A 25,169-nucleotide genomic window follows, 5' to 3' on the forward strand; every position below is an offset into this window, starting at 1 on the left:
CCCGCGGCGCCCGGCTCAGCCGAAGCCGGAGCGGGGGGAGACCTCGTCGACGTAGTCGTCCATCGAGTCGGTCTGGAGGTGCTCGGCCAGCAGCTCGAACTGCTCCTCGGACGGCAGGACGATCGAGCCGGCGTAGGCGTCGTTGCCGATGCCGGTCCAGGGCGCGGTGACGAAGTGGATGTCGCCACCGCGGACCCCGCGCATCGCAAACGCGAGGTTGCGCATGTCGCCGACCTCCAGCTCGTCGTCGACGACCAGGTTGGTCGTGGCGGCGTCGATGAAGTTGGCCAGGCGGGCGGGGTTGGTCAGGGTGGAGCGGGACAGTGCCTTGAGCATGATCGACTTGATGAACTCCTGCTGGCGCTCCCCGCGGGAGATGTCGCCCTGGCTGAGGTCGTAGCGCTCCCGCACGAACTCGAGGCCGGTCGCCCCGTCCATGTGCATGGTCCCCTCCGGGAACCCGGGGCTGGCCTCGGACACCCGGACGTCGACCCCGCCGATCGCGTCGGTCATGTCCTGGAAGCTGTCGAAGTCGACGATCGCGACGTGGTCGATGGGGACGTCGATGAGTGTCTGCACCGTCTCCACGAGCAGCGGCGACCCGCCGAAGGCGTAGGAGGCGTTGATCTTGTTCTTCTGGGAGTACCCCGGGATCTTCACGAACAGGTCGCGGGGGAAGTGGACCAGGTGCACCGAGTCCCGAGCATCGTTGACGTGCACCAGCATGATGACGTCGGAGCGTCCTCGCTCGCCACCAGGGTCCCGGGTGTCCGTGCCGATCACCAGGAAGTTCAGGGCGTCGCCGGCCTCCTCCGGCCGGTCCGGCGCCGAGGGGGTGACCATCTCCCCGTCCTCGCCCTCGATCAGGTCGTCGGGCAGCAGCCGGTCGTGGGTGATGTTGGAGGAGACCGTGTGGTTCAGGAAGGCCAGGTAGGCCGCGACGGTGCCGATCCCCAACAGCACCAGCGTGACGAAGCCGACCAGGAGGATCCGGGTGCCGCGCCTGCGGCGGCGGGGCGGGGGCGCCCCGGCCCCCCAGTCCCTGTCGTCCTCGTAGCCCCGGTCGTCGTACTCCTGGTCCTCGTATCCCTGGTCGTCGTAGCGGCTGTCGTCGTACTGGTCGTGGCTGTCGTCGGCCGGGTCGCGGCCCGGGTCGTCGGCCCCAGCCCGCTCGCGGTCGTTGCTCCCCGGTCCTGGCATGGGCCGAAGTCTACGGCCAGCGAGGCGGGGAATCTTCCGTCGACGTCCCGCCTTGACGCAGATGTGACTGCCGAATCCGACCAGCACACCGCCCGCGACTCCGCCCCGGTGGGCCCGAGCCCGTTGTTGGGACGGCCCGGTGCCGTGGAGGGTGCCGGGCCCGATACCGGCGTCGCGGCCCACTACGGCGACCCGCACCGGGAGCAGCGACTGCTGGCCGAGGGGCTGGCCTGCGTCGACCTCTCGCACCGGGGCGTGGTGACCGTGACGGGTCCCGACCGACTGTCCTGGCTCCACTCACTGACCAGCCAGCAGCTGACCGACCTCGCGCCGCGCCGGTCCACCGAAACGCTGATTCTGAGCCCGAAGGGGCACATCGAGCACGCGCTCCACGTCGTCGACGACGGCGAGACCACGTGGCTGGGAACCGAGCCCGGGGCGGCTCCGGCGGTCGCGGCCTGGCTGGACTCCATGCGCTTCATGCTGCGGGTGGAGGTGGCGGACCGGACGGCCGAGTTCGCGACCGTCGGGGAGCCGGTCCGGGCCGAGTCCGCCGAGGGCGAGCCGATCGCGTGGGTCGATCCCTGGCCCGGCCCGGTGGGGGACACCGCCCTCTACGGGCCCGAGCAGGACCACCCGGGACAGGACCGGCCCTGGCGGGAGATCCTGGTGCCGCGGGCGGACCTGGAGAGCTTCGTGGGCGACCGCCCCCTGGCGGGCACCTGGGCCGCGGAGGCGCTCCGGATCGCCGCCTGGCGTCCCCGCGACGGCGTCGACACCGACCACCGGACCATCGCCCACGAGCTGGACTGGCTGCGCACGGCCGTCCACCTGCACAAGGGGTGCTACCGCGGCCAGGAGACGATCGCCCGGGTGCACAACCTGGGTCGTCCGCCGCGGCGCATCGTGTTCCTGCACCTGGACGGCTCGGGCCACGTGCTGCCCGAGGCGGGCGACGACCTGGCGGTGGCCGCGGGCGAGCGCCCGCTCGGCCGGATCACGTCCGTGGCCCGGCACTACGAGGACGGGCCCATCGCGCTCGCGGTGCTCAAGCGCACCACCGATCCCGCGGCCGTCCTGGTGTCCGGGGCCACCAGCGCCGCCCAGACCACGGTCGTCACGCCCTGACTGCTAGCCCCGGCTAGCAGTGAAAACCAGTGCAGCGCAGCGTGTTCACCGCGATGTGAGCGGGTTCACACGCTGAATGCTAGCCAGAATTTGCATGCTGCTAGCAGTTGCAAGCACAATGGAGGGCATGAAGCAGATTCCGGTCCCCGACCTGGGCGGCTACCTGCGCGAGCAGCGTGAGGCGGCCCAGCTCTCACTGCGCCAGGCGGCCAAGGCCGCCGGGATCTCCAACCCCTACCTGTCGCAGATCGAGCGTGGTCTGCGCCGGCCCAGCGCCGAGATTCTCCAGCAGTTGGCCAAGGGGCTGCGGATCTCCGCCGAGCAGCTCTACGTGCGGGCCGGGATCCTGGACGATGCCGCCTCGGGTGTCCCGGAGGCCGCCGATGTCACCGTCGCGATCCTGGCCGACCCGCGGCTCAACGACCGGCAGCGCCGCGCGCTGCTGGACGTCTACCACTCCTTCGTGGGGGATCCCGCCGAGGAGCCCGCTGAAGAGAACGCCCCCCAGACGGTCGACGCCGACTAGGCACACGCCGACGAGGACCACCACGGAGGGCAGCGCCGCCGTTCCGCAGTCAGCACCACAGATCACCCGCACCACAGACCTACCGACACCACAGACCACCTGCAACGAAGGGAGCCACCATGGCCACCAACTTCAAGACCATCCGCACCGAGGCCGAGAAGCGCGCCGAGGCCCTCACCACCGAGGTCGCCGGCCGTGCGCAGTCGCTGACCGCCGAGGCCGGCAAGCGCGCCTCGGACCTCACCCCCGTGTATGCCGTCGTCGGCCTGACCGACGCCGTCGTCGAGCGGGTCCGCGAGGCCGGCGAGGCCGTCGTGCACCTGGGCAAGTCGCTCTCCCCGCAGGCCGTGACCAGCCAGGTCACCAAGGCCGCCGGCGACGTCACCGACCGCGTCTCCAAGTCCGCGGGAGAGGTGACCAGCAAGGTCACCAAGTCCGCCGGTGAGGTCAGCGCCGACGTGCAGAAGGCGCCGGCCGCGGCGGCCACCGAGGTCACCGAGCGCCTCGGCAAGGCCCAGGAGGGCTACCAGGGTCTGGCGACGCGCGGTGAGGCCTTCGTGGGTCGGGTCCGCAAGCAGCAGGCCACCCAGGACCTGCTCGCCCAGGTCGACACGGCCGTCAAGCAGGGCCGCGCCCTGCTGACGACCGCCCGCCGCGGCGCCACCGACACCCAGACCGCCGCCAAGGCGACCGTCACCGCCGGCCGCAAGCAGGCCGCGCAGGTGGTCGCTGGTGAGTCGGCCGCGAAGCCGGCCGCCAAGAAGGCCCCGGCCCGCAAGCCGGCCGCCCGCAAGAGCACGGGCGCCACGACGACCCGCAAGGCTGCTCCGAAGACCACCGCGAAGACCACGGCGAAGTCCAGCACCGCGGCCAAGCCGGCGGCGAAGAGTACCGCCAAGTCCAGCACCTCGAAGACCACCGCGACCAAGCCGGCCGCGAAGTCCACCGCGACCAAGTCCGCGGCGAAGTCCACGGCCAAGAGCACCACGGCCAAGAGCACCACCGCCGCCAAGCCGGCTGCCAAGAAGGCCCCGGCCCGCAAGCCGGCCGCCAGCGCCACCAAGGCCAGCACCACCAAGGCCAGCACCACCAAGGCCAGTGGCAGCACCCGGACCGCGGCGGACAACACCGAGGCCTCGGCCAAGCGCACCGTGACCACGGCCAGCAACCGCGCCGCGGAGACCGCCACCGCGGCCCGCGCCGCCACCACCTCCGCGACCAAGGTCGCCGAGAAGGCCGTCGACGCCGTCGAGGCCACGGCCAGCAAGGTCGGCAACTGAACCTGCTGACACCGGTGCGCTGAGCACCGACCGCGCCACACGGGGCGCCGCACAGTCCGGGAAACCGGGCCGGGCGGCGCCCCGTTAGGCTTGCTCACCGTGATCAGCCCCCTCGACACAGCCCCCGTCCTCGCCCACGTCATCCGGTCCGGATTCGTGGAATCGGTGCACCACGGCGTGGTCGCCGGGACCGCGGCCGACGGCACGGTCGAACTCGGCCTCGGGCCGGTGGACGTCCCCATCTTCCCGCGGTCCTCCAACAAGCCGATGCAGGCCGTCGGCATGCTCCGCAGCGGCCTCGACCTGGACGGCGAGCTCCTGGCGCTCGCCGCCGCCAGCCACTCGGGGGAGCCGTTCCACCGCGAGGGCGCCCGGCGGATCCTGGCCGGAGCGGGCCTGACCGAGGACGCGCTGCAGAACACCCCCGACCGGCCGATCGACGAGGCCGAGCGGGAGCGCTGGATCGCCGGCGGCGAGCCCGCCACCTCCCTGGCCCAGAACTGCTCCGGCAAGCACGCGGCCATGCTGGCCACCTGTGTCGCCGCCGGCTGGGACACCACGACCTACCGGACCCCGGACCACCCGCTGCAGCGAGCCATCGCCGAGGCGTTGTCCGACCTGGCGGGCGAGGAGGTCGGCGCGACCGGGGTCGACGGCTGCGGCGCACCCGTCATGGCCCTCAGCACGGCGGGCCTGGCCCGCGCGTTCGGACGCCTGGCCTCCGCCGACCCGGCCACCCCCGAGGGGCGCGTCGCCTCCGCCATCCGCGAGCACCCCGAGTGGCTCGGCGGCACGGGCCGGGACGTCACCGGGCTGATCCGAGGCCTTCCCGGGTTGATCGCCAAGGACGGCGCGGAGTCTGTCTATGCCGTGGGGCTCCCCGACGGCCGGGGCCTGGCCGTCAAGATCACCGACGGCACCCAGCGGGCGCGCACCGTGGTCACCGCCGCCGCCCTGCGCGCGCTCGGGCTGGCGGACCACGAGGACGTCCTCACCGCGTTGGAGGCCTCGCCCGTGCTGGGGCACGGTGAGCCGGTCGGCGCCGTCGTCGCCACCGGGTTCTGACCGTGCGGGCGGTGCTGCAACGGGCCACCCGGGCCCGCGTCACGGTCGCCGAGGAGGTCGTCGGCGAGATCACCCGTCCCGGGCTGGTCGCCCTGGTCGCCGCCACCCACGACGACACCCCCGCCGATGTCGCGGCGATGGCCCGCAAGATCGCTGACCTGCGGATCCTGCACGACGAGGCCTCGGTCGCGGACACCGGGGCCGCGGTGCTCGTGGTCAGCCAATTCACGCTCTACGGCTCCACCCGCAAGGGCCGGCGTCCGTCCTGGGGTGCCGCCGCCCCCGGACCCGTCGCCGAGCCGCTCGTGGACGCGGTCGTCGCCGACCTGCGGGGCCGGGGCATCGAGGTCGCGACGGGTCGGTTCGGGGCGATGATGCAGGTCGAGCTGGTCAACGATGGGCCGTTCACGGTCATCGTCGACACCCGCGAAAGTTAGGCTGGTCCCATGTCGACGATCTTCGAGGTCCAGAGCTGGATCCAGCTGGTGCTGGGGGTGGCCGCACTGGCCATCCAGGTGTGGGCCCTGGTCGACGCCGCGATGACCCGGGCGGACGCCTTCGTCGCCACCGGCAAGCGCACCAAGCCGTTCTGGTTGCTGGTGACGGGGGTCGCGGCCCTCATCGGCTTCGTGTTCTTCGCCAACCCGTTCAACATCTTCAGCCTGGTCGCCATCATCGCCGCAGCGATCTACCTGACCGACGTCCGCCCCGCTGTCGCCCAGATCCGAGGCGGGCGGAGCGGCGGGGGCCAGGCGGGCCCGTACGGCCCCTGGTGAGCGCGCCCCACACGCGGCTGCTCCCCGGGCCGACGGGGGACCTGGAGGTCCTCACGGCGGGACGCGGCACCCCGCACACCCTCTTCGCCCACGGGCTCGCCGGCTCGATCCCGACCACCCGGCCGTATGCCGCGAAGGTGCCCGGGACGCGGTCGTTCCTGCACTTCCGCGGCCACGGCGGCTCGCCGGCCCCACCGCGCGGCGGGCCGTGGCGGTATGCCGAACTCGCGGCCGAGCTGGGCGCCGTCGCCGACGCCGTGGGGGCCACCCAGGCGCTGGGCATCAGCATGGGGGCGGGAGCCCTGTGCGCCGGCCTGGCCGAAACGCCGGACCGGTTCGACCGGGTCGCGCTCGTGCTGCCGGCCGTGATCGACCGGCCGCGTCCCGACGCCTCGATGTCCCGCTTCGCCGTGCTTGCCGATCTGGTCGAGGCGGGCGACGCGGGGCCGGTCGCCGACCACCTGCTGCAGGAGCAGCCGCCCGGGGTGCAGGACGACACGGCGGTTCGTGCCTGGTGCCGGGACCAGGCGGAACGGCTGGTGGGCACCGGCGTGGTGGAGGGGTTGCGCTCCCTGCCGCACCAGGTCGCCGTGGCCGAGCGGGGGGCGCTGCGGCGGGTTGCGGTGCCGGTGTTGATCCTGGCCCAGGAGGATGACCCCGCCCATCCGGCCGCGGTCGGCGAGGAGCTGGCCGGGATCTTCCCGGCCGCTGACCTGCACGTCTTCGGCCCCGGCGGGATCATGTGGGCGCACCGCACCCGGGTCAGGGACCTGGTCGGGGAATTCTTCAGCCCGTAGTGTGTCGGCCCCCGGCCGGGGCCACCGCCTCCCACGCGACCGTGAGCTCGCCCAACCGCCACCGCCGCGGTCCGTCCAGCACCGGCCACCCCTGCTCCCGGAGGGCCCGGGCCACCACCTGGAACCGTTGCCGCGAGCCGAACGCCGCGTGCGGTGCGGCCACCTCCCAGGCCCGGTCCAGCGCCTGCATCAGGGCGTGGACCGGCTCACCCGGCACATTGCGGTGGATCAGCACCTTGGGTAGTCGCTCGGCGACGACCGACGGGCGGTCCAGCCCGGTGAGCCGCCAGGACAGGCTCAGGCTCCGCGGGCGTGGAGCGCCGTCGTCCCCCCGCCGCACGTCCACCCAGGTGCTGAGCCGGCCGATCTCGTCGCAGGTGCCCTCGACCAGCACGCCGCCGGGTGCCAGCGCCCCGACCACGCGCTCCCAGGCGTCGGCGACCGCCTCCTCCTCGTACTGGCGGAGCACGTTGAAGGCTCGCACCAGGACGGGCGGGCGGCCCTGCGGGACCGGCACCTCGAACCCGCCGTGGGCGAACTGCACGGCCGGCGGATCGGCATACGGCATCGCGGCGGCCACGCGCTCCGGGTCGATCTCCACCCCCACGACCTGCACATCGGGTCGCACCTGCGCCAGTCGCCGGTGCAGCTCCAGCACCGTGACAGCCGACGCGCCGTAGCCCAGGTCGACGACCACCGGAGGCTCGGTCGGGGCGCGGAGGACGGGGGCCAGGGCGTGCACCATCCAGCGGTCCACCCTGCGCAGCCGGTTCGGATTCGTGGTGCCCCGGGTGACCGACCCCACCGGGTGGTCCGCCCCGGTGCCACGACGCCCACTCACCCGCCCCAGCCTAGTGACGGCGTGCGAGGATGTCGGGAGTGATGGCGCAGTTCCGACCCGATCCCTTCCGCGGCCCGCAGGGCGGCCGCGGACCGCTGCGTCGCGTCGCGATGATCAGCGTGCACACCTCGCCGCTGGAGCGCCCCGGCACGGGCGACGCCGGCGGGTTGAACGTGTATGTCGTGGAGACGGCGCGGCGTCTGGCCGCCCGCGGCACGGAGGTCGAGATCTTCACCCGTGCGACCGACGGCTCGCTGCCGGAGACGGTGCGGATGGCCGACGGTGTGCTGGTGCACCACGTGCCCGCCGGGCCGTTCGAGGGGCTGGGCAAGGAGGACCTCCCCGGCCAGTTGTGCGCCTTCGCCGCCGGGATGATGCGCACGGCGGCGTCCCGTCCCGAGGGTTGGTACGACCTCGTGCACAGCCACTACTGGCTGTCCGGCCAGGTGGGGTGGCTGTGCGCGGACCGGTGGAACGCTCCGCTGGTGCACACCATGCACACCATGGCGCGGGTGAAGAACGCCGGACTGGCCGAGGGGGACGCGCCGGAGCCGATGGGGCGTGAGATCGGCGAGGCCCAGGTGGTGCAGGCCGCGAACGTCCTGGTGGCCAACACCCTCGAGGAGGCGCGCCAGCTCGTCGACCTCTACGACGCCGACCCCGCGAAGGTCCAGGTGGTCTCCCCTGGCGTGGACCTGGCGACGTTCACACCCGGGGACCGGGCCGCGGCCCGGCGCCGGGTCGGGCTCCCGGAGGACGCCCTCGTGGTGCAGTTCGTGGGGCGGATCCAGCCGTTGAAGGCCCCCGACGTGCTGTTGCGCGCCGCCGCCGAGCTGGTGCGCCGGGACCCGGACCTGGCCCAGCGCCTCATCGTCCCCGTCCTCGGTGGGCCGTCCGGCAGCGGGCTGGCCCACCCCGAGGCGCTGCAGGATCTGGCCACCGAGCTGGGGCTGGCCGACCGGGTCCGCTTCGTCCCGCCGGTGAGCCGCAGTGAGCTGGCCGACTGGTACCGCGCGGCCGACCTGGTCGCGGTGCCCTCCCACAACGAGTCCTTCGGCCTGGTGGCGGTGGAGTCCCTGGCCAGCGGCACCCCCGTCGTCGCGGCCCGGGTGGGTGGGCTCCCCGTGGCGGTCGGTGACGCCGGCGTCCTCGTCGACGGCCACGACCCCGGCCGGTGGGCCGACGCGCTGGGTCGGTTGTTGGCCGACCCCGGGCAGCGGGAGCAGCTCGCCGCACGTGCGGTCGTGCACGCCAAGGCGTTCGGGTGGGAGCAGACCGTGGACCGGTTGGCGGAGGTCTACGACCTGGCGCGGCGGGGTGGCGAGCCCTCCTCGATCGACGGAGTCCCGGCGCTGCACGGCATACCGTCGGCCGTCGTGCCGTGAGCGGCGCGAGCGCCACCGGGGGCGAGGCACCGGACGCCGGGTCGGCCCCCGTGCTGGACACCATCCGCTCCTACGCCGCCACCTGCGGGCTGGAGTGCGAGGACGGCACCCGCGAGGGGGAGCTGGTGCTCACCCTGCCCGGCGAACGCAAGCTGAAGACGGTGTGCTCCCTGGTGGTAGGGCAGGAGCGTCTCACCCTCCGGGCCTTCGTGATCCGCAATCCCGACGAGAACCACACCGAGGTCTACCGCTACCTGTTGCGCCGCAACCTGCGGCTGCCCGGCCTGGCCTATGCCATCGACCGCTCCGGGGACGTGTTCCTCACCGGCCAGGTGCCGGTGACCGGCGTCGACGAGGCCTACCTGGACCAGCTGCTCGGCGCCGTGCTGACCGCCTGCGACGAGCCGTTCAACGAGCTGTTGGCGCTCGGCTTCCTGACCTCGATGCGCCGCGAGTGGGCCTGGCGCATCGACCGCGGCGAGTCCACCGCCAACCTCGAGGCGTTCCGCCACCTCCTCGAGGACGGCCCCACCGCCCCCTGACCGGGGGACGTCAGCCTGCGGGCTGCACCAGGCTGGGGCGGTAGTCCCCGGGTGCCTGTAGGCCCAGGAGGGTCAGCAGGGTCGCCGCCAGGTTGCCCAGACCGGGGGAGTCCACGCCCTCGGCGACCTGCCAGGACTGGCCGGAGTAGTCGACGACGTGCAGCGGCACCAGGTTGGTCGAGTGCGCCGTCTTCCACAGCGGCCGACCGCCCTCGCCGGTGCGCGGCTCGCCGGCCTTGTCCCGCTCCACCATGTCCTCGCTGTTGCCGTGGTCGGCCGTGACGACCAGGCAGCCGCCGGCCGCCTCCACCTGGCGGGCGATCCGGCCGATGGCCAGGTCGACGGCCTCGACCGCGATCACGGTGGACTCGAAGTTGCCGGTGTGGCCGACCATGTCGCCGCCCGCCAGGTTTGAGCGCAGGAAGGTGTAGCCGCCCTCCCGCAGCGCCTCGATCACGTAGTCGGCGGTCTCGGCCGACTTCATCCACGGGCGCTGGTCGAACTCGACCTGGTCGGAGGGGATGTCGATGTAGGTCTCGGTGTCCGGGTCGAAGGGGTCGGACCGGTTGCCGTTCCAGAAGTAGGTCATGTGGCCGTACTTCTGGGTCTCCGAGGCCGCCAGCTGGCGCAGCCCCGCCCGGGCGATGATCTCGCTGACGGTGTCCTCGATCAGCGGGGGCTGGACCAACCGGACCGGCGGCATGTTGGTGTCGCCGTCGTAGAGGGTCATCCCGGCGAACAGCACGTCCGGCCGCGCACCCCGGTCGAAGCCGGTGAAGCCGTCGCCCTCGACGAAGGCCCTGGTCAGCTCGATCGCCCGGTCGCCGCGGAAGTTGAAGACCACGACGGCGTCGCCGTCGCGGACGGGGCCGACGGGCGCGCCGTCCGCGTCGACCACGGTGAAGGCCCCGAGCAACTGGTCGCTGATCCCCGCCTGCTCCGAGCGCATCGTGCTGATCGCCTCGTCTGCTGAGGGGAAGGGTCGCGCGCTGCCCTGCACGTGGGCCTTCCACCCCTGCTCGACCACGCCCCAGTTCGCCTCGTACCGGTCCATCGTCGTCACCATCCGGCCGCCGCCGGACGCGATCGCCCAGTCCAGGTCAGTGCCGTCGGTGAGCTCGTCCAGTCGGGCCTGCAGGTCCGCGACGTAGCGGTGCGCGGTGCGGTCCTCCACATCCCGCCCATCGAACAGGCCGTGCACCCGCAGCCGGGTGACACCGTCGGCCTTGGCGTGCTCCAGCAGCAGCCCCAGGTGCTCCCAGGACGAGTGCACGTTGCCATCGCTGAGCAAGCCGATGAGGTGCAGCGCCGCCCCGTCCTGGGTCGCCTGCGCCACGACGTCGCGCCAGGCGCCCTCCCAGATCTCCCCGTCGTGCACGGCGTCGTCGACGCGCTTGGCGCCCTGGGGGATGATCCGCCCGGCCCCCATCGTGTTGTGCCCCACCTCGGAGTTGCCCATGTCGCCGTCGCTGGACAGCCCGACGTGGGTGCCCGCGGCGAAGATCTCCTGGTAGACGCCCGCCTCACGCAGCCCGTCCAGGTTCGGCGTCCGCGCGGTGCTCACGGCGTCGTACTCGTCGCCGGTGCCGACGCCCACCCCGTCCATCACCACCAGCACCACCGGCCGGCCGGGGTTTGTCTGCGTCTGCGTCACCGTGGTCCTCCGTCGGTCAGGGGGTCTCGAACTTGTAGCCCAGGCCGCGCACCGTGACGATATGGGTCGGGTTGGCCGGGTCCTGCTCGATCTTGGACCGCAGCCGCTTGACGTGCACGTCGAGGGTCTTGGTGTCGCCGACGTAGTCGCTGCCCCACACACGGTCGATCAGCTGGCCCCGGGTGAGCACCCGCCCGGAGTTGCGCAGGAGCATCTCCAGCAGCTCGAACTCCTTGAGCGGCAGCGCGAGGTTCTCGCCGTTCACGGTGACCGTATGCCGTTCCACGTCCATGCGGACCGGTCCGGCCTCGACGGTGGTCGGCAGCAGTTCCTCGGGCTCACTTAGCCGCCGCAGCACGGCCTTGATCCGGGCCAGCAGCTCCCGGCCCGAGTACGGCTTGGTGACGTAGTCGTCGGCGCCGATCTCCAGCCCGACCACCTTGTCCACCTCGCTGTCCTTGGCGGTCAGCATGATCACGGGCACGCTGGAGCGCTGCCGCAGCGCACGGCATACATCCACCCCCGACAATCCCGGGAGCATCAGGTCCAGGAGCACCAGGTCCGCGCCGGAGCGGTCGAACTCTGCCAGCGCCTCGGGCCCGGTCGCGGCGACCGCGACCTCGAAGCCCTCCTTGCCCAGCATGTACGACAACGGGTCGGAGAACGACTCCTCGTCCTCCACGACCAGGATGCGGGTCATCGAATTGCCTCTCGTCCGGTGCGGGCCGACTCGGACCCTACCGGGCCGGGGTCGGCGATGGGTGGGGGGCTGGGCGGCTGGGCCTCGGCGTGGGGGGCGAGCCTGTCCGTGCCGGCGTCGCCGATCGTGGGCAGGACGGGACGCTCGGCCGGCGCCGCGGCGCCCGCGGGTCGGTAGTCCTCCACGGCGGGCAACCTGATGGTGAAGGTGGAGCCGTGGCCCTCCTTGCTCCACACCACGACGTCCCCGCCGTGGTTGGCACAGATGTGCTTGACGATCGACAGGCCCAGGCCGGTGCCGCCGGTGGCGCGGGAGCGGGCGGCGTCGACCCGGTAGAACCGCTCGAAGATGCGCTCCTGGTCCTCGCGGGAGATGCCGGTGCCCTGGTCACTGACGCCGATCTCCACGCTCCCCTCGGTCGCGCGGCGGACCACCACGGTCACGCGGGTGCGGTCGTCGGAGTAGCTGATCGCGTTGGTCACCAGGTTGCGGATCGCCGTGATCAGCAGCTCCTTGTCGCCGTAGACCCGCAGCAGCTCCGCCTCGTCGGTCGCGGTCATCGTGATCGTCCGGTTCTGGGCCACTAGACGGGTCTGCTCGACGGCGAGGCGGGCGCACTCGGGGACGTCCACGACGACGAGCTCCCGGGACTCGTCCGGAGCCTGCAACCGGGACAGCTCGACGATCTCGCCGACCAGGTTGGTCAGCCGGGTGGTCTCGGCCTTCATCCGACCGGAGAACCGGGTCACCGCGTCGGGGTCGTCGGCGGCCCCCTCGATTGCCTCCGCCAGGAGCGCCAGGCCGCCCACCGGGGTCTTCAACTCGTGGCTGACGTTGACCACGAAGTCCCGGCGGACCTCCTCGACCCGCCGCGCCTGGGTGCGGTCGTCGACCAGGACGAGCAACAGGTCCCCGGTGAGCGGAGCCACCCTGATGCCCACGACCAGCCGTCCGTGTCCGAGCGGTCCGCGGGGCAGCTCCAGCTCGGCCTCCCGGATGACCCCGTCCGCGAACACCTCACGCACGAGGTCTCGCAGGGTCTGGTGGTGCAGGTCGTCCCGCCGGACCAGGCCCAGCGAGACCGCCGACGAGCTGGCCCGGAGCACCCGGCCCGAGGGGCCATCGACCACGACGGCACCAGAACGCAGCACGGCCAGCACCGAGGTGAGGCCGGGAGGCAGTGGCGGCAACTCCGCGACCTGCACCTCGTCCCGTGCGCGGTTGCGCTCGGACACCCGCACCAGGACCAGCGCCAGGGCACCCATCAGGAGCCCGGCGGTCATGCCGAGCACGGCTGCGGTGAAGGGCGTCACCCTCCCAGAGTACGGTGGGGTCGGGAGGACCGGTGGCGCGCAACCCCCGTCTTCGCGGGGCCGGGCGGCACTGTTCACCTGGCGTATTCATCTCGTTCACCGGTCCCTGCCAGCCTGCTCGCTGGACCCCCGTGGAGAGGAAACACCATGCGCAAGGCCTTCGACGAGGAGCTGCAGTTCATCTCCGACCAACTGGTGGAGATGACACGGCTGGCCTCGTCCGCGCTCACCCGAGCCACCCAGGCGCTGATGGACGCCGACCTGGAGCTCGCCGAGAGCGTCATCACGGCCGACGAGCACATCGACCAGGTGCGGCGCGAGCTGGACCTGCGGGCCGTCGACTCGCTCGCCCGCCAGCAGCCGGTCGCGACCGACCTGCGGATCCTGGTGACGGCGATGCGGATGAGCTCGGACCTGGAGCGGATGGGCGACCTGGCCCGGCACGTGGCCAAGCTGACCCGGCTGCGCTACCCGAACTCGGTCGTCCCGCCGGCACTGCGGGCGACCTTCACGGAGATGTCGCAGGTCGCCGTCCGGATGACCACGAAGACGGGACAGATCCTGGCCACCTCCAGCGTCGAGGGTGCCGCGGAGCTGCACCGGGACGACGACACCATCGACGAACTGCACCGGCAGGTGTTCGCCGCGCTGCTGTCCGAGGAGTGGGAGTACGGCGTGGAATCGGCCATCGACGCCACCCTGCTCAGCCGCTACTACGAGCGGTTCGCCGACCACGCGGTGTCGATCGCCGAGCGCGTGGTCTACCTCGCCACCGGCGAGTACGACGGTGAGGACGCCCTCGACGACAGGCTCGACGAGCGGACGGCCCACAGCGCCAGCACGACGGCACCCGTGCGGGTGCCGCAGGACGGCGAGGTCGCCACCTCCTGAGCCCGAAGGGGTCCGCTGGGGAGGGGCACCGCGCGGGAGATCAGCGGCCGGTGACCTCGTCCTGGTCGGCCGTGCTCCCCATCTGGTCGTAGGGCGGGTCCGGGGTCAGCACCGGCACCGCCGCGGACTCCGAGCCGCCGCCGGCCACGGACACGCGCAGGTCCAGGTAAGCACCCGGTTCGCTGGGGACCGAGGCGATGGTCATCGCCTCGCCGGGCTCGGCCTGCCCCAGCGCCGTGCCGTCGAGGCGGACCGCGCCCCCGGCGGGGATCTCCAGGGTCGGCATCAGCGCGGCGTCGCCCAGCACCACGGTGACCGAGGCCGGCTCGCTGCCGCGATTGGCCGCGAGCCCGGTCACCCGGCCCTCGGAGCCGGCCGCCTCGGACACCACGATGAGGTCCCGCACCACGACGTCATCCACATAGACGGAGACGCCATCGGCAGGTTCGTAGTCCAGGTCGGTCGTCAGCGGGGAGGCCATCTGGCACCCGGCCAGCGCGGCCCCTGCCACCAGGCCCAGTGCGGCGGCCACGGTGCGTCCGGTGCCGGTGCTCAGCAGTCCACGTCGAGTCGTCACGAGGGTCAGCCTACCGTCCGTCCCCGCCCCCGTCCGGTGGCACTCCGACGATCCGGTCCGGTGCCTCTCATGGGCGCGCGAGAGGCCGCGACGGACGCGTGCGACATACTCCTCACACGTTGGTCTGTCAAGCCCCTGCTAGTGCCCTGACCAGCGCAAATGCCAGTCATGTCATTTAGTGATCCATGCCACGCGTGGTATCCTAGAGTTCCGCGAAAGGGGCTCACTGAAGATGACGTTCAAGGTCGGCGAGACTGTTGTGTACCCACACCACGGGGCCGCACTTATCGAAGAAATGAAGACGCGCACCATCAAGGGTGAGGAGAAGCTCTACCTCAAGCTCAAGGTAGCCCAGGGGGACCTCACCATCGAGGTTCCGGCCGAGAACTGCGACCTCGTCGGTGTCCGTGACGTCGTCGGCAAGGAAGGTCTGGACAAGGTGTTCGAGGTGCTGCGCGCCGAGCACACCGAGGAGCCGACCAACTGGTCCCGCCGCTACAAGGCGAACCTGGAGAAGCTGGCTTCCGGCGATGTTGTGAAGGTGGCCGAGGTCGTGCGCGACCTGTGGCGCCGCGACAAGGACCGCGGGCTCTCCACCGGTGAGAAGCGGTTGCTCAACAAGGCCCGCCAGATCCTGGTGTCCGAGCTGGCGCTGGCGGAGAAGACCAACGAGGACAAGGCCGAGGCGACGCTCGACGAGGTCCTGGCCTCCTGAACGTCGGGGTCATCCTGGTCGCAGCAGGCCAGGGCACCCGGCTCGGGGCCGACCGTCCCAAGGGACTGGTCGCCCTGCACGGCACCCCGCTCGTGACGCACGCGTTGCGCGGGGTGCTGTCCTGTCCCGACGTGACCGAGGTCGTCGTCGTGGCGCCAAGCGAGGCGATGACCGAATTCCGGGACGCCCTCGACCTGGCACCGGACCCTCCCACCCCCCTCCGGGTCACCCTGGTGGCCGGTGGCGCGGAGCGCAGCGACTCGGTGGCGGCCGGCCTGGCCGCGCTCACCGACGAGGTCGGGATCGTGCTGGTCCACGACGCCGCCCGTGCACTGACTCCTGTCGGGGTGTTCGACCGCGTGGTCGGGGCCGTGCGGTCCGGTCACGCGGCCGTGGTCCCCGGGCTCCCCGTCGCCGACACGATCAAGACAGTCGACGCCGAAGGGCGGGTGCTCGGCACCCTCGAACGTGGCGGGCTCCGGGCCGTCCAGACCCCGCAGGGTTTCCTGCGCGAGACCCTGGTGCGGGCCCATGAGCAGGCCGGCCCGGGCCCGGTCACCGACGACGCCGGCCTGGTCGAGCGCCTCGGCCCTGCCGTGCACGTCGTCGCCGGGGACCCGCGGGCCCTGAAGGTGACCACGTCCGCCGACCTGCGGGTCGTGGAAGGGTGGTTGTCCCAGGGCGGTGACACCCGGCGCAGGCCGGTACTCCTGGTCTTGGCTGGGTTGCCCGGGGCGGGCAAGACGACCACGGCGCGGGCCTGGGCGGCACGGCACGGGGCGGCGCACGTGCGGGTCGACACCCTGGAGCAGGCGCTGGTCCGGGCCGGTGCCTACTCGGACGTGGGGGTGCTGGGGTACGCCGCGGCCTACGAGCTCGCCGCCGACCAGCTGCGGCTGGGCCTGTCGGTCGTCGCCGACTCCGTCAACCCGGTGCCGCAGACGCGCGCCGCGTGGGCGCGGGTGGCCGAGGCAACCGGGGCCCGCCTGGTCCAGGTGGAGCTGGTCTGCCGCGACACGGCAGAGCACCGGCGCCGCGTGGAGGAGCGCCCTGCCGACATCGTGGGCCACCAGACGCCCAACTGGGGAGAGGTCCGCGACCGGGACTACCGCGATTGGCCGCAGGACCCCGTGACGATCGACACCGGCGTGCACGACGTGGCCGCGGTCCTCGCCCTGATCGAGGAGGCCGTGGGATGAACGGTCGTGACCCGTCCGTGCCGCGGGTGGGGACCGGGGTGGACGTCCACCGGTATGCCGAGGACGACCGGCCGCTCCATCTCGCCTGCCTGGAGTGGCCGGGTGAGCAGGGGATCGAGGGACACTCCGACGGTGACGTCGCCGCGCACGCGGCCTGCGACGCCCTGTTGTCGGCCGCGGGACTGGGCGACCTCGGGTCGGTTTTCGGCACCGACCGGCCCGAGATGGCGGGGGCCTCGGGGACCCAGATGCTCGCCGAGGTGCTGCGGCTCCTGCAGGCGGCCGGCTGGACGGTCGGCAACGTGGCCGTCCAGGTGATCGGAAACCGGCCCAAGGTGGGCCCCCGTCGGGCTGAGGCCGGGGCGGCGATGTCGGCCGCCCTCGCCGGGGCCCCGGTGTCGGTGTCGGCCACCACCACCGACGGGCTGGGCCTGACAGGGCGGGGGGAAGGGGTCGCGGCGATCGCCACGGCCCTCGTCGTGCCCGGGGCCTGACACGCCCCACGCGAGCTGACACCCCCCTCGCCGCCGGGACGGACACGGCATACATTGAGGCCAGACCCACTGAGCAAGCGCAGGAGGAACCGTGCCCAGCACCGTGAAGGGCGTCATCGCCCGCAGCAAGGGAGCCGACGTCGAGGTCGTGGACGTCATCGTGCCCGACCCCGGCCCGGGCGAGGCGGTGGTCCGGGTCGAGGCGTGCGGCGTCTGTCACACCGACCTGCACTACCGGGAGGGCGGGATCAACGACGAGTTCCCGTTCCTGCTCGGCCACGAGGCCGCCGGGACCGTGGAGGCGGTCGGGGAGGGCGTCACCGACGTCGCACCGGGGGACTTCGTGATCCTGAACTGGCGGGCCGTGTGCGGCCAGTGCCGGGCCTGCGCCAAGGGTGAGGCCTGGTACTGCTTCAACACCGCCAACGCCACCCAGAAGATGACCCTCACCGACGGCACCGAGCTGTCCCCCGCGCTGGGCATCGGGGCCTTCATCGAGAAGACCCTGGTGGCCGCGGGGCAGTGCACCAAGGTCGACCGGGAGGCCTCCGCCGCGGCAGCCGGGCTGCTCGGGTGCGGTGTGATGGCCGGCTTCGGCGCGGCCGTGAACACCGGCGGGGTGACCCGCGGTGACTCCGTGGCGGTCATCGGCTGCGGCGGGGTCGGGGATGCCGCCATCGCCGGCGCCGTCCTGGCCGGTGCCACCACCGTGATCGCGGTGGACGTGGACGACCGCAAGCTGGAGGGCGCCCGCGGCTTCGGCGCCACGCACACGGTGAACAGCAAGGACACCGACCCGGTCGAGGCGATCCGGGAGCTGACCGGCGGGTTCGGCGCCGACGTCGTGATCGACGCGGTGGGCCGCCCGGAGACCTACGAGCAGGCGTTCTACGCCCGCGACCTCGCCGGGACCGTCGTGCTCGTCGGGGTCCCGACCCCGGACATGAGGATCGAGCTGCCGCTGCTGGAGGTGTTTGGCCGCGGTGGCGCGCTGAAGTCCAGCTGGTACGGCGACTGCCTGCCGTCCCGGGACTTCCCGATGCTGGTGGACCTCTACCGGCAGGGACGGTTCGACCTCGACGCGTTCGTCACCGAGAAGATCGGGCTGGACCAGGTCGAGGGCGCCTTCGAGAAGATGCACGCCGGTGGCGTGCTGCGCTCGGTGGTGGAGCTGTGAGCGGGCAACTGCGGGTCGACCACACGATCACCTCGGGCACGTTCAGCCTGGACGGTGGCACGTGGGACGTCGACAACAACGTGTGGGTGCTCGGTGACGACGACGAGTGCGTGGTGATCGACGCCCCGCACGACGCCGCCGCGATCCGGGACCTGGTGGGAGAGCGCACTGTGCTGGCCGTCCTGTGCACGCACGCCCACGACGACCACATCGACGCCCTGGCCGACCTGGCGGCGGCAACCGGCGCCCCGGCATACCTGCATCCCGGCGACCGCGAGCTGTGGGACCGGGTGCACGCGCAGGCCCCCGACGCGGAGCTGTCCGACGGCCAGGTGATCACCCTGGCCGGCGCGGACGTGACGGTGCTGCACACTCCTGGGCACAGCCCCGGGGCCGTGTGCTTCCACGTCCCCTCCCTGGGCGTGGTCTTCACCGGGGACACCCTGTTCCAGGGCGGCCCCGGCGCGACCGGTCGTTCGTTCAGCGACTTCCCGACGATCATCGACTCCATCCGGGACCGGCTGCTGACGCTGCCACCGGAGACCGTCGTCCACACCGGGCACGGGGACTCCACCACCGTCGGGGACGAGGCGCCCCACCTGCAGGAGTGGATCGACCGGGGCCACTGAGCGCCGCGACCCCGTAGAATCGGGGTCGTGAGCATGGTGGTGGAGCGGGCCTACGTGCGGTCGTTGGTGGCCGTGCTGCTCGGCGTCCTCCTCGGCTCGCTCCTGGTGTGGACCGGCGACCCGGCCAGCCTGGTGCTCGGCGTGGGCGTGATGCTCCTCGCCGGGATCGGCCGGCGCGCCGGGAAAGCGCCCGTCGGGCCCGCGGGCCTGGTGCGCAGCGACGGTTTCGGCTGCCGGCACCGCGCCTGGAGCCGGATCCCCCTGCCGCTGCGGGACCCCGGTCTGCCCGGGCGGCCGCAGCCGAGGGCACCAGGGCGAGTCCCCACGGGGGCACCCGCCTGACCCTGCGCCGGCACTGCTGAGCCCGCGCGGAGCACCCGTCGTCGACCGAGGTCGCCGACGCCCCGGGAGGGACCCCCAGACGCGTCCCGCACTCGCGCCACCCCGGAGGTTCCCCCATGTTCGCCTTTCTCGACCCCGTCCTGCTGCCCGTCCACGACCTCATCGAGGCGATGTCCCAGTGGCTGCCGATGCCGGTGTGCATCGTGCTGCTCACCGTGATCGTCCGCCTGGCCCTGCACCCGCTGAACCGGGCCACCTACCGCGCCGGCCTGCACCGGCGGCGCCTGTCCCCGCAGATCCGGGAACTGCAGGAGCGGCACAAGAAGAACCCCGAGAGGCTGCGCACCGAGCTGATGGAGCTGCATACCCGTGAGGGCGTCTCGCCCGTCGCGGGATGCCTGCCGGCACTGCTCCAGCTGCCGGTGTTCGGCGTGGTCTACCGGTTGTGCAGCGCCCCGCAGATCGCCGGCCACGCGAACGCGCTGCTGCACCACACGTTCGCGGGGGTGCCGTTGACGGCGCACGTGGTCACCGCCGGCAGCGGGGTCTGGGTGTTCGCCGTCCTGGTGGTGGTCGCCCTGGTCGTGGCCTGGTTGATCATGCGGCAGACCAGGACGGTCCTGGCCGAGGCCGGCCCGGCGACCGGCACCGACCCCCGTCAGATGGAGGTCGCGGCGACGATGAACCGCATCCTGCCGGTGATGTCCTTCGGCACGGTCCTGGCTGTCGTGGCGCTGCCGTTGGGCACCGGGCTCTACCTGGTGACGAGCGCCTTCTGGACCCTGTGCGAGCGGGCCCAGGTGCGTCGCACGATCACCGTATGACGTCACCCGGCACACCGGGGGCCGCGCCGGAAGGCCGGGATCGGGCCGCCCCCTCCGTCGCGGCCCGATCCCCGGTCCCTGGCAGACTCCGGGGTCTCTCCTCCGGACGCTCTGGAGGGGCTGGGGTGTTGCAGGGGGCGGTTCCGGCCGGCCACCGGTCGCCGGGCCGCGACAGACGCGCGACGGTCTCCTGCCAGGTTCGTCCGCACACCGTGGTCCGTGGACCGCCGAGGAGTCGCTGGAGGACCAGTCGTTCGTCAGCCTCCAGGCAGCCGGCCAGTGGATCGTCGATCACAAGTGTGACCGTATGGGCGCGCAGCAGGGTGCCTACGGGGTCTCGATGGAGGGGCTCCCGATCCAGATGACCTTCGCCTGCGACAACGGGGAGAAGTTCGACGTCCGGCAGATGACGAACGGGTACTTCCGGGCGCAGTCGGTGACCGAGTAGCCGGTCGCCGCGAGCCGCGATTGCCGGGCATCGGGCCCGCCGTCACCGGTTCGCCTCCGGGGAAACCGGGTGCCGCCCGACCGTGCCCTGTGTGATCCTCGTGCCGTGACGACCCTCGCCGACCTCTGCCCGGTGCTCGACCTGCGCATCAGCGCCGGCCCCCTCGAGCTGCGCGGAATCACCGACGAGGACCTCGTGGACGTCTGCGACCTGGTGCTGCAGGGGATCCACCCGCCGGAGACCATGCCGTTCTACTTCCCGTGGACCGACGCCCCGCCCGAGGAACTGGTGCGCAACACTGCCGCCTACCACTGGCGGGCCCGCGCCGACTTCCGTCCCGCGGAGTGGAGCCTGCAGTTGGGCGTGTGGCACGAGGGCGTGCTGGTCGGTTGCCAGGGGCTGGAGGCCAGCAACTACCTGGTGACCCGGACCGCCGAGACCGGGTCCTGGCTGGGGCTGGCCCACCACGGCCGCGGGATCGGCACGGCGATGCGCCAGGTGATGTGTGCCTTCGCGTTCGACCACCTGGACGCGGCGGAGGTCACCTCCGGGGCGTTCCTGGACAACCCCGCCTCTCTCGCGGTGAGCCGCAAGGTGGGCTACCGGGCCGGCGGGGTGCGCCGGCTGCAGCGCCGCGAGGGCGAGCTGGCCCTGAACCAGACCCTGCTGCTCACCCCGGACGACTTCGTGCCCGGCGCCCACCCGCTCCAGGTGGAGGGGCTGGCGCCGGTGCGGAGGGCCATGGGGTTGGACCCCTGAGCACCGGCCCGACCGCCGTCTCCGCCCCACCGGTCCTCGACTGCCCTCCCGCGCTTGTAACCTAGCCAGCGTGAGCCTGCGCCTGTACGACACCGCCACCCGTGAACTGCGGGACTTCCGACCCCTCCACCCGGGGAAGGTCGGCATCTACATCTGCGGGCTTACCACGCAGGGCGACCCCCACATCGGCCACGTCCGGTTCGCGGTCGCCTTCGACGTGCTGCGCCGCTGGTTGGGGCGCGGCCACGGCTACGACGTCACGCTGGTGCGCAACGTCACCGACATCGACGACAAGATCCTGCGCAAGTCCGCCGAGCACGACACCCCCTGGTGGGCGTGGAGCTACACCCACGAACGGGCCACGACCCAGGCGCTGGAGACCCTCGGGGTGCTGCCGCCCACCTACGAGCCCAGGGCCACCGGTCACATCACGGAGATGATCGAGCTCATCGACCTCCTCGTCGAACGCGGCCACGCCTACCCCGCGGACGACGGCAGCGGCGACGTCTACTTCGACGTGCGCTCCTTCCCCGCCTACGGCGAGCTGACCCGGCAGAAGATCGAGGACATGGAGCCCGCGGCCGACGCCGACCCCCGGGGCAAGCGCGACCCGCGTGACTTCGCGCTGTGGAAGGGGGCCAAGCCTGAGGAGCCGGACACGGCCAGCTGGCCCACGGCATACGGGCGGGGCCGTCCCGGCTGGCACCTGGAGTGCTCGGCGATGGCGCGCAAGTATCTCGGCGACTCCTTCGACATCCACGGCGGCGGGGTCGACCTGCGCTTCCCGCACCACGAGAACGAGCAGGCGCAGTCCCGGGCCGCCGGGCTGGGCTTCGCGCAGTTCTGGCTGCACAACGCCTGGGTCACCATCAGCGGCGAGAAGATGAGCAAGTCGCTGGGCAACTCGCTCGTGGTGTCCGAGCTGACCAAGCAGGTGCGGCCCCTGGTGCTGCGCTACTACCTGACCGCGGTGCACTACCGGTCCACCATCGAGTTCGGCGAGGACTCCCTCGCCGAGGCACAGGCCGCCGTGGAACGGATCGAGTCGTTCCTGCAGCGTGCGGTGGAGGCCGTCGGGGAGCCGGAGGTCCTGCTGGCCGACGTCGCGTTGCACCAGGACTTTGCCGCCGCGCTCGACGACGACCTGAACGTCTCGGAGGCCCTCGCGGTGCTCTTCGGCCAGGTGCGGGAGGGCAACCGCGCGCTCGAGGCGGGCACCCGGGACGAGGCGACCGTGCGGCATACCCTCGAGCAGGTCCTCGCCATGAGCGAGGTGCTCGGGGTCAACCCCCGGTCGGCGCAGTGGACGCAGGGCCCCGACCGGGGCTCGGAGGTGCTGGACGCCCTGGTGCAGGCGCGGCTGGAGGCCCGCGCGGCGGCCCGCGCGGACAAGGACTTCGCCGCCGCCGACGCGATCCGGGACGAGCTCACGGGGCTCGGGATCGCCATCGAGGACACCCCGGCCGGCGCCCGCTGGTCCGTGGGTGGCTGAGTCACGAGAGAGGTATGCCGAATGGCCGGCAATTCCCGTCGCCGCGGTGCGGTGCGCAAGAGCTCCAAGAAGGGCCCCACCGTGGGCAGTGGCGGGCAGCGCCGGCGCGGCCTGGAGGGCAAGGGACCCACGCCCAAGGCTGCCGACCGACGGCCCAACCACCCGGCGGCACGAGCCGCCCGGCGCGCCGAGAAGGCCGCTGAGACCCGGGGAGGAGGCCGCGACGGACGGTCTCGGGACGGGCGCCGGTCCGCGAAGGGGTCGACCGAGGTCGTCGCGGGCCGCAACCCGGTGCTCGAGGCCCTGCGCACCCACGTGCCCGCGAGCACCCTCTACGTCGCGTCCCGGATCGACTCCGACGACCGGGTGCGCGAGGCGATCACCCTGGCCACCGAGCGGGACATCCCGGTGCTGGAGACCCCGCGCGGGGAGCTGGACCGGTTGACCGACGGCGCGGTCCACCAGGGACTGGCCATCCAGGTGCCGCCGTATGACTATCTCCACCCCGAGGACCTGCTGCACGTGGAGCTGCCGGGACAGCCCCTGATCGTGGCCCTCGACGGGATCACCGACCCCCGCAACCTGGGGGCCATCATCCGCTCCGCCGGTGCCTTCGGCGGGCACGGTGTGGTGGTGCCGGAGCGACGCTCGGCCGGGATGACGGCCGCCGCGTGGAAGACCTCCGCGGGCGCGGCGGCGCGCATCCCGGTCGCGCTGGCGACCAACCTGACGCGCACCCTGGAGGCCTACCGCAAGGCCGGGTGCTTCGTCGTCGGGCTCGACGCCGACGGCGACGTGGACCTGCCCGGGCTGGCGCTCGCGGACCAGCCGCTGGTGGTCGTGGTCGGATCCGAGGGCAAGGGCCTGTCCCGGCTCGTCCGGGAGACCTGCGACCAGGTCGTGTCCATCCCCATGAGCGGGGTCACCGAGTCGCTGAACGCCGGGATCGCGACGGGTGTGACGCTCTACGAGATCGCACGGCAGCGCTCCGGCGCGGTCTGAGGGCGCTCAGCCGGTGTAGCCGCGCTCGGCCCGGATCGGGATGGCCTGGGTGTCGATGCCGAGCACGGCGACCTCGTCCGGCTTGGACGGCAGCACGGTGTTGGCGTAGTCCCGCACGGTCGCCTCCAGGGACACGTCGTGTCCGGCCTGCTCCGAGAGGTACCACCGGTGCTCCAGCAGCTCGTGGAAGAGCTCTGCAGGCTCCAGCTTGTAGCGCAGTTCGCGCGGCACCGACCGGGTGATGGGCTCGTAGATGCTGGTGAGCCAGTCGTGCGCCACCAGCTCCTCGTCGTCGTTCTGCCGGTTCAGCGCGGCCCGGAAGGCGTCCAGGTCGTTCAGCAGCCGTCGGGCCTGGTTCTCCTCCACGTCGAGGCCGGTGAGGCGCAGCAGTCGGCGGGCGTGGTGCCCGGCATCGACGATCTTGGGCTCGATCTGGATGTGCGTGCCGTCCAGGTCGGTGCTGATGGCCAGCTCCCCGACGTCGAAGCCGAGGTTGTTGAGGCGGCGGATCCGGTCGTCGACGCGCCAGCGGTCCCCGGTCTCGAACCGCTCCGGCGCGGTCAGCTCGGACCACAGAAGCCGGTATCGGTGCATGATCAGGTCGGCGATCTCCAGGGGGTCGACCGGCTCGTCGAAGAAGCCACCGGCCTCGAGGTCCATCAGCTCACCGGCGATGTTGCCGTGGGCGATGAACAGGTCGTGCTCCCGCTGGCCGTCGCTGAGTCGGCTGTGCAGCTCCGCGGTCTCCGCGTCGACCAGGTAGGCGGAGAACTCCCCGGCGTCGCGGCGGAACAGGGTGTTGGACAGCGAGACGTCACCCCAGAAGCAGCCGGCCAGGTGCAGCCGGACGAGGAGCACGGCGAGGGCGTCCAGCACCCGCCGGGCGGTGTCCGGGCGCAGCCGCTGGCTGAAGAGCGCGCGGTAGGGCAGGGAGAACTTCAGGTGGCGGGTGAGCAGGCAGGCGTCCAACTCGTTGCCGTCGGCGTCGGTGCGCCCGCTGATGACACCGAGGGGTTCGACGGCCGGCTGGTTGAGGCGGCGGAGCACCTGCAGCGTGGTGTACTCGCGGCGGGCCAGGTCGGCCTTGATCTCCTTGACCGCGATCACCCGGCCACTGAGCTTGACGAACCGGACCACGTGCCGGGAGATGCCGCGGGGCAGCGCAGCCAGGTGGTCCTCCGGCCAGTCCTCCAGCGGGATCGACCAGGGAAGGTCCAGCAGTGCCGGGTCCGGGCGGGCAGCCGTGATGTCGAGCGGCATGGACAAACCCTAGTCCTGTTTCCCTGGGTCCGCGCGGACCGTCCGGATCTGCCCCGCACCGGACGGGCCGCCGCCCCGAGGGGACGGCGGCCCGGTGCGGGACCGTGCAGAACCGCTACGAAAAGCCGGGTCCGCGCGACAAACTCGCTATGA

General features: G+C 72.4%; 28 protein-coding genes. 21 read left to right on the plus strand and 7 right to left on the minus strand.

Annotated features, from left to right (window positions below):
- Positions 1–15 precede the first annotated feature (15 nt).
- Positions 16–1,200, minus strand: coding sequence for an LCP family protein (locus AC1QRC_RS05415; protein WP_484205777.1), 1,185 nt, complete (start codon positions 1,198–1,200; stop codon positions 16–18).
- Between the two features lie 63 nt (positions 1,201–1,263).
- On the opposite strand from AC1QRC_RS05415, the gene ygfZ reads away from it, so the two are divergent.
- The 7 genes from ygfZ (at position 1,264) to AC1QRC_RS05450 (ending at position 6,772) form a co-directional block, all read left to right on the plus strand.
- Entirely contained in the window at positions 1,264–2,328 is a 1,065-nt protein-coding gene (gene ygfZ / locus AC1QRC_RS05420) for a CAF17-like 4Fe-4S cluster assembly/insertion protein YgfZ (RefSeq protein ID WP_484205778.1), read from the plus strand.
- A 127-nt stretch (positions 2,329–2,455) separates the two neighbouring features.
- Complete coding sequence (locus AC1QRC_RS05425) at positions 2,456–2,854, plus strand: helix-turn-helix domain-containing protein (RefSeq protein WP_484205779.1); 399 nt, start codon at positions 2,456–2,458, stop codon at positions 2,852–2,854.
- Between the two features lie 119 nt (positions 2,855–2,973).
- Positions 2,974–4,134 (plus strand): hypothetical protein, encoded by a 1,161-nt coding sequence (locus AC1QRC_RS05430; RefSeq protein WP_484205780.1) that lies wholly within the window; start codon positions 2,974–2,976, stop codon positions 4,132–4,134.
- Between the two features lie 90 nt (positions 4,135–4,224).
- On the plus strand, positions 4,225–5,199 hold the full coding sequence (locus tag AC1QRC_RS05435; RefSeq protein WP_484205781.1) for an asparaginase: 975 nt from the start codon (positions 4,225–4,227) through the stop codon (positions 5,197–5,199).
- A gap of 2 nt (positions 5,200–5,201) precedes the next feature.
- Positions 5,202–5,636: a D-aminoacyl-tRNA deacylase gene (dtd, locus tag AC1QRC_RS05440; protein ID WP_484205782.1), complete on the plus strand. Its 435-nt coding sequence runs from the start codon at positions 5,202–5,204 to the stop codon at positions 5,634–5,636.
- Between the two features lie 9 nt (positions 5,637–5,645).
- Entirely contained in the window at positions 5,646–5,975 is a 330-nt protein-coding gene (locus AC1QRC_RS05445; RefSeq protein WP_484205783.1) for a DUF2516 family protein, read from the plus strand.
- Complete coding sequence (locus tag AC1QRC_RS05450) at positions 5,972–6,772, plus strand: alpha/beta fold hydrolase (protein WP_484205784.1); 801 nt, start codon at positions 5,972–5,974, stop codon at positions 6,770–6,772. The genes AC1QRC_RS05445 and AC1QRC_RS05450 overlap by 4 nt, the downstream gene beginning before the upstream one ends.
- Here AC1QRC_RS05450 and AC1QRC_RS05455 read toward each other — a convergent pair.
- A complete protein-coding gene (locus AC1QRC_RS05455) occupies positions 6,762–7,613 on the minus strand; it encodes a class I SAM-dependent methyltransferase (protein WP_484205785.1) in 852 nt (283 codons plus the stop codon). The two genes, AC1QRC_RS05450 and AC1QRC_RS05455, sit on opposite strands and share 11 nt — an antisense overlap.
- Positions 7,614–7,654: 41 nt before the next feature.
- Here AC1QRC_RS05455 and mshA point away from each other — a divergent pair, with 41 nt between their 5' ends.
- Positions 7,655–8,998 (plus strand): D-inositol-3-phosphate glycosyltransferase, encoded by a 1,344-nt coding sequence (gene mshA / locus AC1QRC_RS05460; RefSeq protein WP_484205786.1) that lies wholly within the window; start codon positions 7,655–7,657, stop codon positions 8,996–8,998.
- Positions 8,995–9,540 carry a YbjN domain-containing protein gene (locus tag AC1QRC_RS05465; protein WP_484205787.1) on the plus strand — a complete coding sequence of 182 codons (546 nt, stop codon included), beginning with the start codon at positions 8,995–8,997 and terminating at the stop codon, positions 9,538–9,540. Before mshA ends, AC1QRC_RS05465 begins: the two co-directional genes overlap by 4 nt.
- Before the next feature lie 10 nt (positions 9,541–9,550).
- Here the strand turns inward: AC1QRC_RS05465 and gpmI are convergent, their stop codons facing one another.
- The 3 genes from gpmI to AC1QRC_RS05480 are packed head-to-tail and all read right to left on the minus strand — an operon-like array spanning position 9,551 to position 13,207.
- Positions 9,551–11,194 carry a 2,3-bisphosphoglycerate-independent phosphoglycerate mutase gene (gene gpmI, locus AC1QRC_RS05470; RefSeq protein ID WP_484205788.1) on the minus strand — a complete coding sequence of 548 codons (1,644 nt, stop codon included), beginning with the start codon at positions 11,192–11,194 and terminating at the stop codon, positions 9,551–9,553.
- A gap of 16 nt (positions 11,195–11,210) precedes the next feature.
- A complete protein-coding gene (locus AC1QRC_RS05475) occupies positions 11,211–11,894 on the minus strand; it encodes a winged helix-turn-helix domain-containing protein (protein WP_484205789.1) in 684 nt (227 codons plus the stop codon).
- Positions 11,891–13,207 carry a sensor histidine kinase gene (locus AC1QRC_RS05480; protein ID WP_484205790.1) on the minus strand — a complete coding sequence of 439 codons (1,317 nt, stop codon included), beginning with the start codon at positions 13,205–13,207 and terminating at the stop codon, positions 11,891–11,893. Before AC1QRC_RS05480 ends, AC1QRC_RS05475 begins: the two co-directional genes overlap by 4 nt.
- Positions 13,208–13,354: 147 nt before the next feature.
- Between AC1QRC_RS05480 and phoU the strand changes: the two genes are divergently transcribed.
- Positions 13,355–14,098, plus strand: a complete 744-nt coding sequence (gene phoU, locus AC1QRC_RS05485) for a phosphate signaling complex protein PhoU (RefSeq protein WP_484205791.1) — start codon at positions 13,355–13,357, stop codon at positions 14,096–14,098.
- Positions 14,099–14,138: 40 nt separating this feature from the next.
- Here phoU and AC1QRC_RS05490 read toward each other — a convergent pair whose 3' ends face one another.
- Positions 14,139–14,675: a hypothetical protein gene (locus AC1QRC_RS05490; RefSeq protein WP_484205792.1), complete on the minus strand. Its 537-nt coding sequence runs from the start codon at positions 14,673–14,675 to the stop codon at positions 14,139–14,141.
- Between the two features lie 232 nt (positions 14,676–14,907).
- On the opposite strand from AC1QRC_RS05490, the gene AC1QRC_RS05495 reads away from it, so the two are divergent.
- The 11 genes from AC1QRC_RS05495 (at position 14,908) to rlmB (ending at position 23,756) form a co-directional block, all read left to right on the plus strand.
- The gene (locus tag AC1QRC_RS05495) at positions 14,908–15,390 is read left to right on the plus strand and encodes a CarD family transcriptional regulator (RefSeq protein ID WP_141784051.1); all 483 of its coding nucleotides are present in this window, start codon (positions 14,908–14,910) and stop codon (positions 15,388–15,390) included.
- Between the two features lie 14 nt (positions 15,391–15,404).
- Positions 15,405–16,589 carry a 2-C-methyl-D-erythritol 4-phosphate cytidylyltransferase gene (gene ispD / locus AC1QRC_RS05500; protein WP_484206579.1) on the plus strand — a complete coding sequence of 395 codons (1,185 nt, stop codon included), beginning with the start codon at positions 15,405–15,407 and terminating at the stop codon, positions 16,587–16,589.
- Complete coding sequence (gene ispF / locus AC1QRC_RS05505; RefSeq protein WP_484205793.1) at positions 16,586–17,083, plus strand: 2-C-methyl-D-erythritol 2,4-cyclodiphosphate synthase; 498 nt, start codon at positions 16,586–16,588, stop codon at positions 17,081–17,083. Before ispD ends, ispF begins: the two co-directional genes overlap by 4 nt.
- Positions 17,084–17,174: 91 nt before the next feature.
- Positions 17,175–18,260: an S-(hydroxymethyl)mycothiol dehydrogenase gene (locus tag AC1QRC_RS05510; protein ID WP_484205794.1), complete on the plus strand. Its 1,086-nt coding sequence runs from the start codon at positions 17,175–17,177 to the stop codon at positions 18,258–18,260.
- Positions 18,257–18,889: an MBL fold metallo-hydrolase gene (locus AC1QRC_RS05515; protein ID WP_484205795.1), complete on the plus strand. Its 633-nt coding sequence runs from the start codon at positions 18,257–18,259 to the stop codon at positions 18,887–18,889. Before AC1QRC_RS05510 ends, AC1QRC_RS05515 begins: the two co-directional genes overlap by 4 nt.
- Positions 18,890–18,922: 33 nt before the next feature.
- A complete protein-coding gene (locus tag AC1QRC_RS05520; protein WP_484206580.1) occupies positions 18,923–19,231 on the plus strand; it encodes a DUF6412 domain-containing protein in 309 nt (102 codons plus the stop codon).
- Between the two features lie 116 nt (positions 19,232–19,347).
- Positions 19,348–20,055: a YidC/Oxa1 family membrane protein insertase gene (locus AC1QRC_RS05525; protein ID WP_484205796.1), complete on the plus strand. Its 708-nt coding sequence runs from the start codon at positions 19,348–19,350 to the stop codon at positions 20,053–20,055.
- 307 nt (positions 20,056–20,362) lie between these two features.
- Positions 20,363–20,503, plus strand: a complete 141-nt coding sequence (locus AC1QRC_RS05530) for a hypothetical protein (RefSeq protein WP_484205797.1) — start codon at positions 20,363–20,365, stop codon at positions 20,501–20,503.
- Positions 20,504–20,608: 105 nt separating this feature from the next.
- On the plus strand, positions 20,609–21,262 hold the full coding sequence (locus AC1QRC_RS05535; RefSeq protein ID WP_484205798.1) for a GNAT family N-acetyltransferase: 654 nt from the start codon (positions 20,609–20,611) through the stop codon (positions 21,260–21,262).
- Between the two features lie 70 nt (positions 21,263–21,332).
- A complete protein-coding gene (gene cysS, locus AC1QRC_RS05540; RefSeq protein ID WP_484205799.1) occupies positions 21,333–22,754 on the plus strand; it encodes a cysteine--tRNA ligase in 1,422 nt (473 codons plus the stop codon).
- 21 nt (positions 22,755–22,775) lie between these two features.
- Entirely contained in the window at positions 22,776–23,756 is a 981-nt protein-coding gene (rlmB, locus tag AC1QRC_RS05545; protein WP_484205800.1) for a 23S rRNA (guanosine(2251)-2'-O)-methyltransferase RlmB, read from the plus strand.
- Between the two features lie 6 nt (positions 23,757–23,762).
- On the opposite strand, the gene AC1QRC_RS05550 is transcribed toward rlmB, so the two are convergent.
- The gene (locus tag AC1QRC_RS05550; protein WP_484205801.1) at positions 23,763–25,016 is read right to left on the minus strand and encodes a DUF4032 domain-containing protein; all 1,254 of its coding nucleotides are present in this window, start codon (positions 25,014–25,016) and stop codon (positions 23,763–23,765) included.
- Positions 25,017–25,169: the final 153 nt, after the last annotated feature.

It is taken from the genome of Ornithinicoccus sp., assembly GCF_057176825.1.